The 15,124-nt window shown below is 53.6% G+C and carries 16 protein-coding genes; 9 read left to right on the top strand and 7 right to left on the bottom strand.

Going from position 1 to position 15,124, the window contains the following annotated elements:
* Positions 1-104: 104 nt before the first annotated feature.
* Both MKY12_RS20600 and MKY12_RS20595 read right to left on the bottom strand, forming a co-directional pair.
* Complete coding sequence (locus MKY12_RS20600) at positions 105-1,100, bottom strand: LacI family DNA-binding transcriptional regulator (protein ID WP_339310549.1); 996 nt, start codon at positions 1,098-1,100, stop codon at positions 105-107.
* Positions 1,101-1,315: 215 nt separating this feature from the next.
* The gene (locus tag MKY12_RS20595) at positions 1,316-1,534 is read right to left on the bottom strand and encodes a hypothetical protein (protein WP_339310548.1); all 219 of its coding nucleotides are present in this window, start codon (positions 1,532-1,534) and stop codon (positions 1,316-1,318) included.
* Between the two features lie 200 nt (positions 1,535-1,734).
* On the opposite strand from MKY12_RS20595, the gene MKY12_RS20590 reads away from it, so the two are divergent.
* Positions 1,735-2,844, top strand: coding sequence for a hypothetical protein (locus MKY12_RS20590; RefSeq protein ID WP_339310547.1), 1,110 nt, complete (start codon positions 1,735-1,737; stop codon positions 2,842-2,844).
* A gap of 120 nt (positions 2,845-2,964) precedes the next feature.
* Here the strand turns inward: MKY12_RS20590 and MKY12_RS20585 are convergent, their stop codons facing one another.
* The 3 genes from MKY12_RS20585 to MKY12_RS20575 form a co-directional block, all read right to left on the bottom strand.
* Positions 2,965-3,867: a manganese catalase family protein gene (locus MKY12_RS20585; protein WP_339314925.1), complete on the bottom strand. Its 903-nt coding sequence runs from the start codon at positions 3,865-3,867 to the stop codon at positions 2,965-2,967.
* Positions 3,868-3,941: 74 nt separating this feature from the next.
* The gene (locus tag MKY12_RS20580; RefSeq protein WP_339310546.1) at positions 3,942-5,303 is read right to left on the bottom strand and encodes a metallophosphoesterase; all 1,362 of its coding nucleotides are present in this window, start codon (positions 5,301-5,303) and stop codon (positions 3,942-3,944) included.
* A gap of 93 nt (positions 5,304-5,396) precedes the next feature.
* Complete coding sequence (locus MKY12_RS20575; RefSeq protein ID WP_339310545.1) at positions 5,397-5,951, bottom strand: hypothetical protein; 555 nt, start codon at positions 5,949-5,951, stop codon at positions 5,397-5,399.
* 159 nt (positions 5,952-6,110) lie between these two features.
* Between MKY12_RS20575 and MKY12_RS20570 the strand changes: the two genes are divergently transcribed.
* From MKY12_RS20570 to MKY12_RS20555, 4 genes are all read left to right on the top strand, one after another.
* Complete coding sequence (locus MKY12_RS20570) at positions 6,111-6,686, top strand: TetR/AcrR family transcriptional regulator (protein WP_339310544.1); 576 nt, start codon at positions 6,111-6,113, stop codon at positions 6,684-6,686.
* Positions 6,687-6,842: 156 nt separating this feature from the next.
* The gene (locus MKY12_RS20565; RefSeq protein ID WP_036731783.1) at positions 6,843-7,508 is read left to right on the top strand and encodes a ribonuclease H family protein; all 666 of its coding nucleotides are present in this window, start codon (positions 6,843-6,845) and stop codon (positions 7,506-7,508) included.
* A 71-nt stretch (positions 7,509-7,579) separates the two neighbouring features.
* A complete protein-coding gene (gene ung / locus MKY12_RS20560) occupies positions 7,580-8,248 on the top strand; it encodes a uracil-DNA glycosylase (protein ID WP_036731786.1) in 669 nt (222 codons plus the stop codon).
* Positions 8,249-8,279: 31 nt separating this feature from the next.
* On the top strand, positions 8,280-8,684 hold the full coding sequence (locus MKY12_RS20555; RefSeq protein ID WP_036731789.1) for a hypothetical protein: 405 nt from the start codon (positions 8,280-8,282) through the stop codon (positions 8,682-8,684).
* A 162-nt stretch (positions 8,685-8,846) separates the two neighbouring features.
* Here MKY12_RS20555 and MKY12_RS20550 read toward each other — a convergent pair whose 3' ends face one another.
* The gene (locus MKY12_RS20550; RefSeq protein WP_051478588.1) at positions 8,847-9,983 is read right to left on the bottom strand and encodes an AI-2E family transporter; all 1,137 of its coding nucleotides are present in this window, start codon (positions 9,981-9,983) and stop codon (positions 8,847-8,849) included.
* A gap of 185 nt (positions 9,984-10,168) precedes the next feature.
* Here MKY12_RS20550 and MKY12_RS20545 point away from each other — a divergent pair, with 185 nt between their 5' ends.
* Positions 10,169-10,636 carry a hypothetical protein gene (locus MKY12_RS20545; RefSeq protein ID WP_339310542.1) on the top strand — a complete coding sequence of 156 codons (468 nt, stop codon included), beginning with the start codon at positions 10,169-10,171 and terminating at the stop codon, positions 10,634-10,636.
* Positions 10,637-10,662: 26 nt separating this feature from the next.
* Here the strand turns inward: MKY12_RS20545 and MKY12_RS20540 are convergent, their stop codons facing one another.
* A complete protein-coding gene (locus tag MKY12_RS20540; RefSeq protein WP_036731795.1) occupies positions 10,663-10,980 on the bottom strand; it encodes a hypothetical protein in 318 nt (105 codons plus the stop codon).
* A gap of 396 nt (positions 10,981-11,376) precedes the next feature.
* Between MKY12_RS20540 and MKY12_RS20535 the strand changes: the two genes are divergently transcribed.
* The 3 genes from MKY12_RS20535 to MKY12_RS20525 are packed head-to-tail and all read left to right on the top strand — an operon-like array spanning position 11,377 to position 15,086.
* Complete coding sequence (locus MKY12_RS20535) at positions 11,377-12,138, top strand: DeoR/GlpR family DNA-binding transcription regulator (RefSeq protein WP_036731798.1); 762 nt, start codon at positions 11,377-11,379, stop codon at positions 12,136-12,138.
* Between the two features lie 39 nt (positions 12,139-12,177).
* Complete coding sequence (gene pfkB / locus MKY12_RS20530) at positions 12,178-13,089, top strand: 1-phosphofructokinase (RefSeq protein WP_339314923.1); 912 nt, start codon at positions 12,178-12,180, stop codon at positions 13,087-13,089.
* Positions 13,090-13,136: 47 nt separating this feature from the next.
* Positions 13,137-15,086 (top strand): fructose-specific PTS transporter subunit EIIC, encoded by a 1,950-nt coding sequence (locus MKY12_RS20525; RefSeq protein ID WP_339310540.1) that lies wholly within the window; start codon positions 13,137-13,139, stop codon positions 15,084-15,086.
* Positions 15,087-15,124 lie beyond the last annotated feature (38 nt).

The following is a 15,124-nucleotide window of genomic DNA, read 5'->3' as shown; positions in this document are numbered from 1 at the left end:
AAATTGCACACGTTAACATTTTATTTTAAGCAAGATCCGGAATTCCTTCTCTTGTCCAGGAAGGCTCCGTATCTGCAGAAAATAGCGGGTGGGTTGAAATAGAGTTATACTCCTGCAACCGTATCCCTTACCACCAGCGAAGTCTTAACGAACAGCTGCTGCGGCGGGGTCTCCGGCTGCTGAAGCAGCTGGATCAGCATGGTAATGCCGAGCTCACTGATCTCGGCAATCGGCTTGCGGACCGTGGTCAGGGCAGGATTCGTATAGCGGGCGAACATCATATCATCGAAGCCGATCAGTGAGATCTGCTCCGGCACCTGCACCTTGTGGGCATAGCAGGCATTCATGGCGCCAATCGCCATATCATCATTGGAGCAGAACACAGCCGTAGGCCGGTCCTCCAGGCTAAGCAGCTTGCTCATCGCCGCATATCCGCTCTCAATGCTGTAATCTCCCGGGGCAAAATAATCAGGATTCAGCGGAAGCCGGCCTGCAATCAGACTGTCCAGGAAGCCCTGCTTCCGTTCGCTTGAGGACTTGAAGCCGGGCTTGCCTTCAATAATAGCCAGCTTGCGGTGACCCTGCTGCACAGCATAATCAATCGCTTCCTTGACGCCTTCGCGGTCATTGGCGACCACGTTCATGATGCCGGGGTCCTCCAGCTGGCGGTTCAGCACCACTAGCGGAATGCCGGTCTTCTTCACATGATAGATGAAGGCATTGTCTTCATCGCTCTGGCTCATGACCAGAATGCCGTCGAAGCGCTGCGGCTGAATATTGCTGAAATGCTGCACACCGTCGATCCCGTTCACCGTCAGATTATAGTTCTCATCGAGACTGTGCGTAATGCCCTTGATGGCATCCACCAGGAAGCTTGAGGAAGTCCCCTGCTCAATACTGGAGAAGAACAGGCCGATGATGAACGATCTTTTGGTGACCAGGCTCTTGGCACTGTAATTCGGCACATAATTCATTTCGGCGGCAATCCGTTCAATCTTATCCCGGGTGGCCTTCTTGATCAGCGGGTTGCCGTTTAGCGCCCTCGATACAGTAGTATGGGACACACCGGCAACACGGGCAATATCTTTGATGGTAATCATAGGTTCTCCCCGGGTACATGGAATTGTTAACGATTTCAGTTTAGTTCTCCAGCAGCGTCAAGTCAATAGTTTATTGGAATGCACACGTTAATATTTTGTGAAAAGTGAACGCAAAAACAGACCCGGATCAGGGGCCAGGGTCTGCGTTTGAAGAGGGGAGGGAGGATCACAGGCGAGCGCTGTTTCTCCTTTGATGAAGAGACCCCGAAGCCTTCTCAGGCATGGTTATGCTGGAATTTCGTAATATCGCGGGCGTAATGCGAGGTGGTGCCGTCGAATCTTTTCAGCCGGACATACTCATCAGAGAATTTGTCAACGACTCCGCTGCCTACCTGGGAGTACATTCCGTCAGGGTCAAGCTGGAGGGCGGATACGAAGGTCTGTGACAGTGCGGCTACGAAAAAATCAATGTTTTTAACAAGTGTCTGTGGCAAAAGTCCCAGTCCTTTCATCAAATAAGTTCATTGTCAGCGGAAAAAACTTAAATCTTATTGTACGACAGGCTGCCGGATTTGAACATAGGCTATACTTGGTGTATATATATCCAGCCGAAAGTTGACACAGGGATGTCCGGTTCGTATGGTATGCTCTCATTATAAGAGAATCCAATTACATCAGCAGGAGGAATTCAAGAATGGCCGAACCCCTGAAAGCAATGTACAACCAAGAATTCCTGCATAGCCTGGGAATGAAGATTAAAGCCGTCTACGGTTCGTTCGAGCTAGGCCGTTTCATGGCTGAGGCGATGAGGGAGCCGTGGGAGGAGCTGGAGCTGAAGGCGCGGATGCGGAGGATTACAGAGACACTGGGCAGCTGCCTGCCCCCGGACTATGAGGAAGCGCTGAAGATATTGTATGCGATAGATAAGGACTGTGTCGGCTTCCCGTATCTGATTTTCCCGGATTTCGTAGAGGTGTATGGCGGAGGTGAGGAGCACTGGGAGCTGTCGATGGAGGCGCTGGAGCGGTTCACCCCGAAGTCCTCGGCGGAATTTGCCGTCAGGCCGTTCCTGCTTCGTGACCCGCAGCGGATGATGGCTCAAATGCTGGTCTGGGCGGAGCATCCGGGGGAGCATGTGCGGCGGCTCGCCAGCGAGGGCAGCCGTCCCCGCCTGCCCTGGGGCCAGGCATTGCCGATGTTCAAGCGCGATCCGTCTCCGCTATTGCCGCTGCTGGAGAAGCTGAAGGATGACCCGTCACTCTATGTACGCAAAAGTGTAGCCAACAACCTGAACGATATCGCGAAGGATCACCCTGATATCGTGATAGCTACCGCCCGCCGCTGGCTGGGCAGTAATGTAAATACGAACTGGATTGTGCGGCATGGCTGCCGCTCTCTGATCCGCAAGGCGGACCCTGAGATCATGGAGCTGTTCGGATATGCCCCGGAAGAGAGCGGCACCCCGCTGGTCAGCTCGGCTGTCCTAACGGCCGAACCGGCCGAGCTGCGGATTGGGGAGCACTGTGAGCTGCAATACACTCTGACGATCCGGGAGGGCGGTCCGGTGCGCATCCGCATTGAATACGGAATCAACTTCGTCAAGGCCGGCGGCAAGACCTCGCGCAAGCTGTTTCTGTTATCCGACAAAACCGTGCCCGGCGGCACCAGACTCTCCGGTACAAGGACCCACCGCTGGGCCAACCTGACTACACGAAAGCACTATCCCGGAGAGCATACCCTTGTGCTGCTTGTGAATGGGCGGGCTGTTGCCGATACCTCACTGCTGCTTGAGCCGGAGTTATAAGGCAGAGATCTTAGAAGTATCCATACCCAAACAAAGCGGATGTTCCGGCAGCCAGTTCATGGCTTCCGGGACATCCGCTTCTCTATGGGTGCTATTATCCGCTAGGCTTGGCTCTGGCTGCTAGTCATGAATATTCCCGGCCATTTTCAGCCGTTTGGCAATCTCCTTGAATTCCTCAGCAGAGATGCCCGGTGCGAATTCTTCCTTCACTTCCGGGGCTTCGGGGATAGGGAAGCCTTTCGGTACACCCTGAATGACCTCAAGCGGAAGCCCGTCCTCCGGGTGAGTCCCCTTCCAGATCTGGTCAATGGAGCTGAAATCTTTATCACTCCACGTGTACAGCTTGGTATGGACGCCCTTTTCCTCATACTTTCTGGCTTCATTGAAAGCTTTGTTGTCCAAGGAAGGAATGGGCACCAGCTTGGTAACATTGACGCCTGTGGCAATCTCCAGCGCCTTGGCGTAAGCGACCACGTGAACACCTCCACGGACAAGCAGGAAGCCGACTACCGCCCGGGCTGCAGGGTGGTCGGTCATTTCGTAGACCTTCATTTTATGGGTTCTGGCCCCGCACTCCAGGAAGAAGTTATGAAGCAGGTCCTCCACCAGATTACCGCTGTTGAACACATTGGCTCCGGTCCATGGATTGCCCATCGAATCGAACGGCATGGCCCCCTGTGCGCCCGCCAGGAAATGATAAGACAGCCGTGCGTCTTTGACATCCGCAAGCGGTGTGGAATCCGGTTTCTTATAAGCCGTGGAACCTCTTAGACATTTGTTCACGGCGTGGGAGACCAGCTCAACATGGCCCAGCTCTTCGGCGGTAATGCTCATTACCAGGTCGTAGAAGGGCTTCAGCTTGTCCTTGGAGCGGAAGTTGAAGGACTGGTACAAGTAGTTATTGAGTGTTGACATTTCACCGAATTTGCCTCCGAGCAGCTCTTGTACGGCTGCTGCAGCATTAGGATCTGGTTTCTCGACGTCCGGGATTTCTATCATAATCTCATCCATACGTGTGAACATGGTGATCATCATCTCCTTAGCAGTAGGTGTAAGCATACTTGTCTATTTTACACCTGTTTCCAGTTTTTCAAACATCATCGCTGAGGAAGCTGGACATGCAGTTCATGATTGTTCTTCGGCTGCTGTGAGGCCATCTCCAGAACATAGCTTCTCGTTCCGCTTGCCGGGGCGTCCTGCCAGAGCCGGTAGCCTGCTGTGGCGGTCACGGCGGCATTGCCCGTACTGGCAGAGCCTGCGAAGTAATTCTCGTTCAGCCTTCCGACAACGTCAGCCATTTGCTTCAGCTCAGCCTCCGTATAACTGGCGTAAGCGGGATCTTCAGCCAGACGGGAATAACTCCGGGCCATAGACCGCTTGCGGAAATTGGCTTCACTGTAGGCCCTGAAGCCCAGCAGATTCGGATCGGTATTGCCGGTGGCTGCTGCCCATTGCTCCATCCCTAATCGCTGTGTGCTGTAATCCAGAGTCTGACGGGCGGAGGAATAGGTTAAGAGTCCATATTGATGGGGAAAAACAGATAAAGCACTGCTGGCGATGTCATAGATACGCTCCCCGTCATGGCTATATTCACTGATGTCCTGAATGTGTATATGCCCGCTGAGAACCGTCCGTACACCGCTCTGCATCAAGGCATCTGTAACCTTGGCATGGTCCTCTACAGTGAAGCCCTCCTGAATGAATTCACTGTGATTCAGCAGGCTGTGATGCATGACCGTCACGAGCTGCGCGCCTGCGGCAGCGGCCTTCGCACCGCAGGCGGCGATCCATTCCAGGGTCCGGTCACTGACCCGGCCCTCCAGCTGGGGATGGCCCAGCGCTTTATTGTCTCCGTACTGTGCAGTATCCAGCATGAGCAGCCATAGCTCCTCTGAAGGGGCAGCCAGATAGCTGAGCGAATCTTCGTCTCTCAGCAGGGCCTCATCATAACCGAAGCTGCCATAGATTTGGCGGAATGCCTTGGCGCTCACGGAATCTGTGGCGTATTGGCGCTTATCGCGGAAGCTCCGGGCCCAGGGATTCCGGATATCATGATTGCCCGGGATCACATAGATCCGGGTTCCGGTGTCTTGCTCGATGCGCTTCAGATGTCCGGCCAGCTCCTTATGGCTGGCTTCTTCCCCGTTGTTGCTGAGATCCCCGCTGATAATCACCACATCCGGCTTGCGGATTCCGATATCATAGCCCAGCGCCTCCAGCATTTCCTTGCTGTAGCCGAGCTGCTTGCCGTCACCGGCAGCCAGAAACTGCTGGAAGGCAGGTCCGAGATCCCTTAGCTCCTGCGCTAAATAATGGGTGTCACTCGTTGTCAGAATCTTCAGATCATGGCCGGACTGAATCCGGTATTGTGGCTCCGGCTCCGCTACATCCTGTCCGCCGCAGGAGGAGAGCATCAGGAGCAGAAGGGGAAGGATAGCATACTTACGGATGAATTTCATTAGGCCAGCACCTCTTTTCGCGGGCGACAACAAGAAAAAGGGGTATTCTCCCCGGCCGCTTGCCCGAAGAGGAACACCCCGCACCCTGCCGCATTATTTTTTCACTTCGGTGACGCCGGTTACCTTACCCTGGTCTGCTGCGGAATAGGTAGCCTGATATTTGTCATCGGAGAAATAGACATTACCTTCAATGGTGGCATTCACGACGGCGAAGCCGTTAGCCTCTACATAGACATCACCCACAAAGGTCCCTCCCTGAATCCGGGCATTCTCGCTACGGATCGTTAATTTGGGCGCGGTGAGCTTGAAGGAGTTCGTGATGTTGTGATCGGCATCCTGGGTATAGAGCGCGATTTTGCGGGCAGGCTCTTCCTTATGGATGAATTGTCCGTCGAGCACAAGCTCCTCGGAGAAGCTCAGGTCCTTCAGCGTAGCTGCAATCCAGGTGCCGTCCTTGCTGATCGCCTTCTTGAAGGCTTCCCCGTTATCGACTACCGAAGCTGAAGTGACTGCATCCGGGGCAGCGGTAGCCACCGTATTGCCCGTGTTCGCTGCTGTGCCCGTGTTGCCTGCATCTTTGTTTGCGTTGCCGCATCCGATAAGCAGGGTCAGGGTGAATGCCGCCAGTATTACTGCGAACTTTCTCATTGTGTTAACCTCCTTTAGGTGTGTAATGCTGATGGTATTTTCCTTGAAATTAATATAGAATGATTGGTGCGGAATTAATGTGATTTAGTTAACACTGCTACAATAATATTTACCGATCGTTCTATAAATGGTAAAATAGACCGCGAAAGGAGCATGATCATGGCGCGAAGCAAAGAGTTTGACATTGATGATGTATTGCTCAAGGCAATGACGATTTTCTGGCAGCAGGGCTATGAGAAGACCTCCATGCAGGACCTTGTAACCGGTATGGGAATTCACAAGCGAAGCATGTATGACACCTTTGGAGACAAGCATACCTTATATATAAAAGCGCTGGAGCGCTTTGCATCCCTTCAAAGCTCCCGGCTGGAGAGCCGGATCGAGGGCTTCACCTCTGCCAAGGCAGCCATCCGCCTATTATTCGAAGCCACAATTCACAGAAGTGAAGCGGAGCCGAAGGGCTGTATGCTGGTGAATACGGCAGTGGAGCTGTCCAATCATGATCCGGAAGCTGCTGAGCGGGCCAATGAGGCTTTTTTGAATACCGAGAGATTAATGGAACAGCTGATCCTGCATGGACAGGAGACCGGAGAACTCTCCTCCCGGCATGCGGCTCCCGCGCTTGCAGCTTATCTGCACAATGCCTTGGTTGGACTGCGGGTTATGGTCAAGGCAACGCAGGATACGGGCAAGCTCCAGACCATTATTGATACTACGCTGGCTGTGCTGGACTAAGCTGCCGTATTAGTATGAACGCGCCTGCCGGTAATTATCCAATATATATTCGTGCTGGCAGCAGGCGTGTAAGTGTGTTCAGGCTTCAATATGAACGCGGTATGCATTACAATAGATTTCTGGATAAGGTTACATCGGCAGGAGGGAGCAACAGGAATGGCTAAGCAGAAATACTACGTTGTATGGGAAGGCAAGCAGCCCGGAGTCTACAATACATGGGCGGAATGCCAGGCGCAGACGGATCATTATACCGGAGCGAAATATAAGTCTTATGAGAGCAAGTCGGCGGCTGAGACAGCCTTCAAGGCAGGCTGGAAGGGCAACTGGGGAACCGGTGCTGCAGCTTCAGGGGCGTCCGGCACAAGCAAATCAGGCAAGTCCTGGAGCCGGAGTGCCGGCGTGGAGACATCTGAGGAGATTGATTATGACAGTATCTCCGTGGATGTAGGCACCCGGGGGAATCCCGGACCGGTCGAATACAAAGGCGTAGATACCCAGACCGGGGATGTGATTTTCTCCTGCGGTCCGATCCGCAAAGGGACTAATAACCTTGGAGAGTTCCTGGCGATTGTGCATGCGCTGGCTCATCTTAAGCAGGAAGGCAGCAGCAAGACGGTCTATAGTGATTCTGTCAATGCAATGAAATGGGTCAAGCAGAAAAAGGTGGCCACGACCTTGCCCCGGGATGCCTCTACAGAGGAGATCTGGCAGCTGATTGACCGGGCGGAGAGCTGGCTGCGCAGCCATACTTATGACAACAAGGTGCTGAAATGGCAGACGAAGTCATGGGGCGAGATCAAGGCGGACTATGGCCGCAAATAAGTTCCTGTTATTCTGGTTAATAACAGGTAATGAAACAATACTAATAGCAGGGTAATTGGGAGGAGAACCGAATGTTTGGCAATGATTGGGATGAAGTGCTGCAGGAAGAGACGCAGAAGCCTTACTTTGAGGAATTGCGCTATGCCCTGGCACGCGAGTACAAGCAGTATACAGTCTATCCCCCGAAGGACAAGCTGTTCTCGGCGCTGAAGCTGACGCCTTACAGCAAGACCCGGGTAGTGATTCTCGGACAGGACCCCTATCACGGCGCAGGACAGGCCCATGGCCTTAGCTTCTCGGTAGAGCCGGGTGTAAGGATTCCGCCGTCGCTGCGCAATATCTACGCTGAGCTGCACAGTGATCTCGGTATAGAGGTGCCGGGCCACGGATCGCTGCTGCACTGGGCGGAAGAGGGCGTGCTGATGCTCAATGCCGTCCTGACAGTACGCGAGGGCCAGCCGAATTCGCATAAGGGGCTGGGCTGGGAGACCTTCACGGATGCTATTATGGAGAAGCTGAACGAGCGTACAGAACCGATGGTGTTCATCCTGTGGGGCAGTCATGCCCAGCTCAAGGGCGCGGTAGTTGACCGCAGCAGGCATAAGGTGATCCAGTCTCCGCATCCGAGCCCGTTCTCTGCACACCGCGGATTTCTCGGCAGCCGCCCGTTCTCTCAGGCCAACCAGTATCTGGAGCAGCATGGGCTTAAGGGCATAGACTGGTCCATACCGAAGGTATAAGTAGTTCAGGCACAGGGAAGGGCGTGGAGCCATGAAGCATTGGGTTGGCAGACCGGTCATTATGTACTGCGGCGAGCAGCCATATACGATCATGAAAGGCGTTCTGCGTAGATGGGATCTTGCAGCTTCGGTAGCCGTCATCGGGCATCAGGAGATTGCCGTCCCTTTCCGCGATATTGTGTACATCAAAGCTCTGGCTCCCAAAGAGAGGGCTTTGCCCCCGGTTCTCCATTCGGTCGGATATATCATGAGAGAACGTCTGCAGTTTGATAATGCCGTCTATTTCAAATCAGCGGTTACTGTCTGGAAAGGGGACCAGCTGGTGGCATTCAATGCGACGATCATCGCACATACCAAAGGCTCCGTGACGCTGCATGGCGGGCAGAACCTGCCTAAGGGCAACCACACTTTCGTGGTCCGCTCGCTGCGGGGCTAAACTCTGGATACATTCAAGCGTGTACATTGAAAAGCCCTCCGGCGCGGAGATCATCAGCGCCGGAGGGCTTTTTATTAAAAGATAAGAATTTATATGTTTTGGGGCCCGCAAAGTACCTGAGTTATCACCTACGCTAAAGCCCCACTTTGTGGGGTTGTTTTACTATACCTTATCGTCCTTGACGATCTCAATCTCAATCCCCGGCGGAGCACTTGGCTCGGGTACGGGTTGATCCACCCGTTCGGCGATAATGATCTCGTAAATGCGCAGGAAGATGATTTTGATAATCATATAGACCGGAAGCGCAATGAGGACGCCGATCAGTCCATAGAAGTCGCCCCCCACGAGTACAAGCAGCACTGTTGTGAGCGGGTGAACATCCAGCGACTTGCCATAGATAACCGGTGACAGCACGTTATCCTGAATCTGCTGCGCGATCAGAATGACGACCGCTGACCAGATAGCCATAGAAGGCGATTCTATGAACCCCACGATAACAACCGGAACCGCCGCCAGCAGCGAGCCCACATAGGGAATGAAATTCAGCGGGATGGAGATCACGGCGAGCAGCAGAGAATAAGGCAGGCCGATCAGCAAAAATCCGATGTATAGCAAGATGCCCAGCACCACATTAAGCAGGACACGTGTAACGATGAAGCCGCTGAGTGCAGAGTCAATATCCTTGAACATCTCCTGGCCTTCCTTGCGGTACTTTCTTGGAATCAGGCCCTGAAGAATCGGGGACAGCTTGTGCCCGTCCTTCAGCATGTAATAGAGAATGATCGGCAGGGTAGCGATAACCACGACAATACTGGAGATCACTGTGATCAGGTTGGACATCGAATTGGTCACCCAGTTAATGGCGCTGTTCACATACTCCGTCAGGCGTGTGGTCACATCCGTGTCACCCTTGAAGAAGCGGGAGAACGACGGATCATTCTGGAGCTTGTTGAACTGATTCTGAATACCCTCGACCAGATAAGGCGTATTGTCAATGAAGTTCTGGATTTGCTCGCGCAGTGTAGGCCAGACCAGCACCCAGAATAAGACGAACAGTCCGGTGAACACAAGATAAATCAGCAGGACGGACAGCCCGCGGTTAACATTTTTGGTCCCCAGATAGTTGACAATCGGCCGCAGAAGATAATACATAAAGCCCGACAGCATCATGGGTACGAGCAGCAGTTGAATGATAGATACCAGCGGTGTGAACAGAAAAATGACCTTCGAGCCCAGGTACAGAATCGTCAAAAAGGCGATAATGGCCAGGCAGGTCCGAAAATACTTGCTTTGAAGCACAGCAGCCCCCCCCTATCTCTTAAGTTATGTTTATGTATACGTATCTTTATAACCCAATTAGAAGAGATTGATTCAGGCCTGACCGGGAGCCGCCGCCACATGCGGGATTCAAGCCACAGGCAGAGTGGTAATATCGCAGTAGCAGAGTGGTAATATTGCAGCAGCATTAATAGGAGGGATGCCGCATGCCAACATTGGTATTGGGGATTTTTGGACACCGGAGTGATGCGGTGCTGGCGATCGAAGAATTGAAGAAGAATGGGATCAAGTCGAAGCATATCTCAGCAGTCACGAAGCAGAAGAACACGCTGGAGATTATCAGTAAGGATGCCGCGATTGGAGATGTGGAGACGGGGCAGGGGAATAATGGCTTGTACGGTACAGCCCGCGGGCTTGGGGTAGGCCTGGATATGGTCGCGGATTCTGCGGTCGCAGCAGGTCCGGCAGCCCGCAAGCTCGCGGGGGCGGATCTGGAGACAGACGGCCTAGCGGTCAGCCTGATCGGAATGGGGATTCCGCAAGATGACGCGGAGGCGTATGCGGAGCATGCTGATCTGGAGCATATTATTGTCATTGTCCTTCTGCCCGAAGAGGAGCTGAGGGAGAAGGTGCAGGTCATATTTGCGAAGCATGAGGTCATATCTTTGAAGTAAGTGATGGGTTCGGAAAATATAAGGGATCAACGCAGCCGGCGGGACTTTCGTCTGGCTGCTTTTTTTTTGCGGTTCTGTACGAACAGCACCGGGTCGATGCCGGCACCTACCTGTCCGCCTGTTTCCTTGGTCACCTGCTTAGCTTTTACCAGAGAGAAAAAAGCAAACAGTTCCCCGAGTACACCGAAGCCGGCGGCAATAATCGCATAATCCTCTGCACTGAGCTCCTCGGTTTCTACTGGGCCGTCACTGCCGCCCCCTCCGTGGCCGTTAATGCCGCTGCTACTGCCATTACCGCCGTTACCGCCCGCGCTGCCATATCCGTTGTTATTGTAATAGGCCATCTCCTGTTCACCCGCTTTTCCCCATATGTAATATAAATATGTCGCTCGCTGCCATTGTGAAATGGGCAATCGGGAGGTAATTTGCCGCACCGGATGATATAGTTACGAGGCTGAAATGAGCATAAATGAGCAGAGCATACGCCAATTCTTACAGCAATAGTGTATCCGGCTGGAAAGTTAGGGTTAAACTCATGATTTTATGGCGAAAAATAAGCAGAGAAAGCCTCTTTACAGTTCATGAAAACGCTGTTACAATCATAAATGAGCACAAATGATCAACATCAGTCACAAGTGATTTGAATCCAGTCATCGTATCATCTTATCTTTCAATTCAGTAGTTACTGTATATATAGGAATCCGGCAGCGGGTAGCTGCACATCCTAAGGAGTGAGCTGCATGTTTGAAGAAGAACGCAAACGGATGATTCTGCTGTTTGTCGAGAAGCATACAAGAGCTTCGGTTCAGGAGCTGGGCCAGGAGCTGTCCGTCTCTGAATCCACCATCCGCAGGGACCTCAAGGAGCTGGAGGAGGCGCGGCTGCTGAAGCGTACGCATGGCGGGGCGGTGTCCCTGCAGAGTGTGAACTTTGAAGCGGCGGTTCCTGACAAGGAAGACCGGTTCCTAGAAGAGAAGCTGCGGATTGCCGGGAAGGCTGTGGAGATGATTGAAGATGGTGATGCCATTCTCCTTGACGGAGGTACCACCACCCTGCAGATTGCCCGGGCGCTGAAATCGTTCCGCAATCTCAAGGTCATTACCAACTCAATCATGGCGCTGAACGAGCTGAAGGACTGCCGCCATATTGAGGTGTCTATTACAGGCGGGATGCTAAGGCCGGACACCATGGCTTTTGTCGGACCGATGACCGAACGCTCGCTGGATATGGTTCGGGTAGATAAGGCCTTCCTCGGCACCAACGGGCTGGATATCCGCGAAGGGATTACGACGCCGAATATGCTGGAAGCGGCCACCAAGCGCAAAATGATCGCGGTAGCGAAGCAGACGATCCTGCTGGCCGACCACAGCAAAATTGGGCAGATCTCCTTCTGTAAGGTCGCAGATCTGCAGGAGATGGACCACTGCATTTTGGATACGGGGATTCCGGATAGCTTCCGTAGGCAGCTTGAGAAGCTGGATGTGGATTATACACTGGTGTGATGGGATGGGAAGACAAACATTATAAATGAGGGATGAATGATGATCTATACGGTGACACTCAATCCTTCCGTCGATTATATCGTGGAGGTAGAAGAGCTAACACTAGGCGGACTCAACAGGATGAAGCGCGATATGAAGCTGCCTGGAGGGAAGGGAATTAACGTATCCCGTGTTCTGAAGCAGCTCGGTGTGGAGAATACGGCCACCGGATTTCTTGGCGGATTCACCGGCGGCTACATTGACACCTGGCTGGGCCAGGAAGGGATATCCGGCGACTTCGTTCATATTGCGGACGATACCCGGATCAATATTAAGCTTAAAGCAGGCCAGGAGACGGAGATTAACGGGGCCGGTCCTGTCATTACGGAGACCGAGACGGCTTCGCTGCTGCACAAGCTGGAAGCCCTGAAGCCGGGTGACATAGTGATTCTGTCAGGCAGCACGCCACCTTCGCTGGGCGGAGATTTCTACAGCAAACTGATTGCAGTAATCAAGCAGAAGGGTGCGGAGTTCGTTATTGATACGACCGGGCAGGCCTTGCAGGACGCCTTATCCCAGAGACCGCTGCTGGTCAAGCCGAATCACCATGAGCTGGCAGAGCTGTTCGGAGTTCAGATCAGCACCCGGGAGGAGATTATCACTTACGGACGCAAGCTGCTTACGGGCGGGGCCAAGCATGTACTGGTCTCCATGGCTGGCGAAGGCGCATTGTTCATTACAGGGCAAGAAGTCTACCATGCCAGCGCTCCTAAGGGCCAGGTTAGGAATTCAGTAGGTGCGGGAGATTCGATGATTGCCGGATTCGTGGGCACCTTGTCGCTGACAGGGAATGTGCTGGAAGCATTCCGTGCCGGTGTGGCATCAGGAAGTGCCACAGCGTTCTCCGATGATCTGGCAGACCGGGCATTAATTGAAGAGCTTCGTCCGCTTATTGCCATATCTCAGCTATGAATAACAGAGGTTAACAGGTTCAAGTACATTCGGGGAGTTGAGAATTGATGAAAATTACAGATTTGATGATACAGGAAACGATGATTATGGAGCTGCAGGCTACAACGAAGGAAGGAGCCATTGACGAGCTGATTGCCAGTCTCGCGGCCAGCGGACGCATCACGGATGCGAAGCTGTTCAAGGAGAAGATTCTGGAGCGTGAAGCCCAGTCCAGCACAGGCATCGGCGGAGGCATTGCTATGCCTCATGCCAAGACCAAGGCTGTCAAGGAGGCAACAGTAGTATTTGCGAAGAGCAGCGCCGGAATTGATTTTGCCTCCCTGGATGAAGCGCCGGCCCACCTATTCTTCATGATCGCGGCGCCGGACGGAGCTGGAAATATGCACCTGCGGACACTCGCTGCACTGTCCAGGTTACTCATTGAAAGCGAATTCATCGAACAAATCATGAGTGCCAAGACCCCTGCCGAGGTGTCCGCCTTATTCGATGCCAAGCAAGCGGAGGCTGAAGCCCAGGCAGAAGCGGAAGCCACAGCAGCGGCAGTGAAGGCTGCTTCTAAGGCAGCCGCACCGCAAGCTGAACCGGCACGAATCATTACCGGGAACCCGGATTCACAGAGCTTCGTTGTTGCTGTAACAGCGTGTCCTACAGGTATTGCCCATACCTACATGGCAGAGGATGCCCTCAAGAAGAAGGCTAAGGAGATGGGGGTCAATATCCGTGTCGAAACGAACGGCTCGGAGGGTGCGCAGAATGTGCTGACCGCAGACGAGATCGCCCGGGCCAGCGGGGTCATTGTTGCCGCCGACAAGAACGTGGAGATGGAGCGCTTCAGCGGCAAGCCTGTGCTTCAGCGTCCGGTTAGCGACGGTATCCGCAAGTCAGAGGAGCTGATCCGGATCGCAGTTGCAGGAGATGCACCTATCTACCGCGGCTCTGGACGCAATGAAGAAGGCTCAGCACCTGTGAAGTCCGGTTCTATTGGAAGCAAAATCTACAAAGACCTGATGAACGGCATCTCACATATGCTGCCGTTCGTAGTCGGCGGAGGCATTCTGCTGGCGATCTCCTTCCTGATTGAACAGGTGGCCAGTCCCGACAATGCGCTGGTCAAGCTGCTGCAGAGCATCGGCGGCGGTGACGGAGCCTTCCACTTCCTGATTCCGATCCTTGCCGGATTTATCGCGATGAGCATCGGTGACCGGCCTGCGCTGATGCCGGGTATGGTCGGCGGTCTGATGGCCCTTAACTCCAATTCTGGCTTCCTCGGCGGTCTGGCTGCCGGGTTCCTGGCTGGTTATGTAGTGGTAATGCTCCGCAAAGCCTTCTCTGGCCTGCCGCGCACACTGGACGGTCTGAAGCCGATTCTGCTCTATCCCGTATTCAGCTTGCTAATTACCGGCGCGGTTATGTTCTTCCTGTTCGATCCGTTATTCAGCTGGATTAACGGAGGACTGACCGATGCGCTTAACAATCTGGGTACCGGCAACAAGATTCTGCTGGGCTTGGTGCTTGGCGGGATGATGGCCATTGATATGGGCGGTCCATTCAACAAGGCAGCCTACACCTTTGCCATCGGCGTGTTTACGTCCAGCGGCAATACAAACGGAATGATGATGGCAGCAGTGATGGCCGGAGGGATGGTGCCTCCGCTGGCGATTGCCCTGGCAACCTCGTTCTTCAAAAATAAATTCACGGAGACCGAACGCAAATCCGGTGTAACCAACTATGTGCTGGGCTTGTCGTTCATCACCGAAGGGGCCATTCCGTTCGCTGCGGCTGATCCGCTGCGGGTGCTCACCTCCTGTATTCTGGGCTCTGCCGTAGCCGGCGGACTTACCCAGTTGTGGAACCTCAATGTTCCCGCACCGCATGGCGGTGTGTTCGTAGCCTTCCTCTCTAACAATGCGGCATTGTTCCTGCTGGCTGTGCTGATCGGCTCCGTGATTTCCGGGCTGACACTCGGACTGTGGAAGAAGCCGATAGAAGCGAAATAACGTATTTTGCCTATACCTGAAACCGCCTGGGAGTAGAG

This window comes from Paenibacillus sp. FSL M7-0896, from assembly GCF_037975415.1.
GTDB lineage: Bacteria > Bacillota > Bacilli > Paenibacillales > Paenibacillaceae > Paenibacillus_AQ > Paenibacillus_AQ silagei.
The sequence above is the reverse complement of the archived record's forward strand: the minus strand, read 5'-3'. Positions and strand labels throughout refer to the sequence as shown.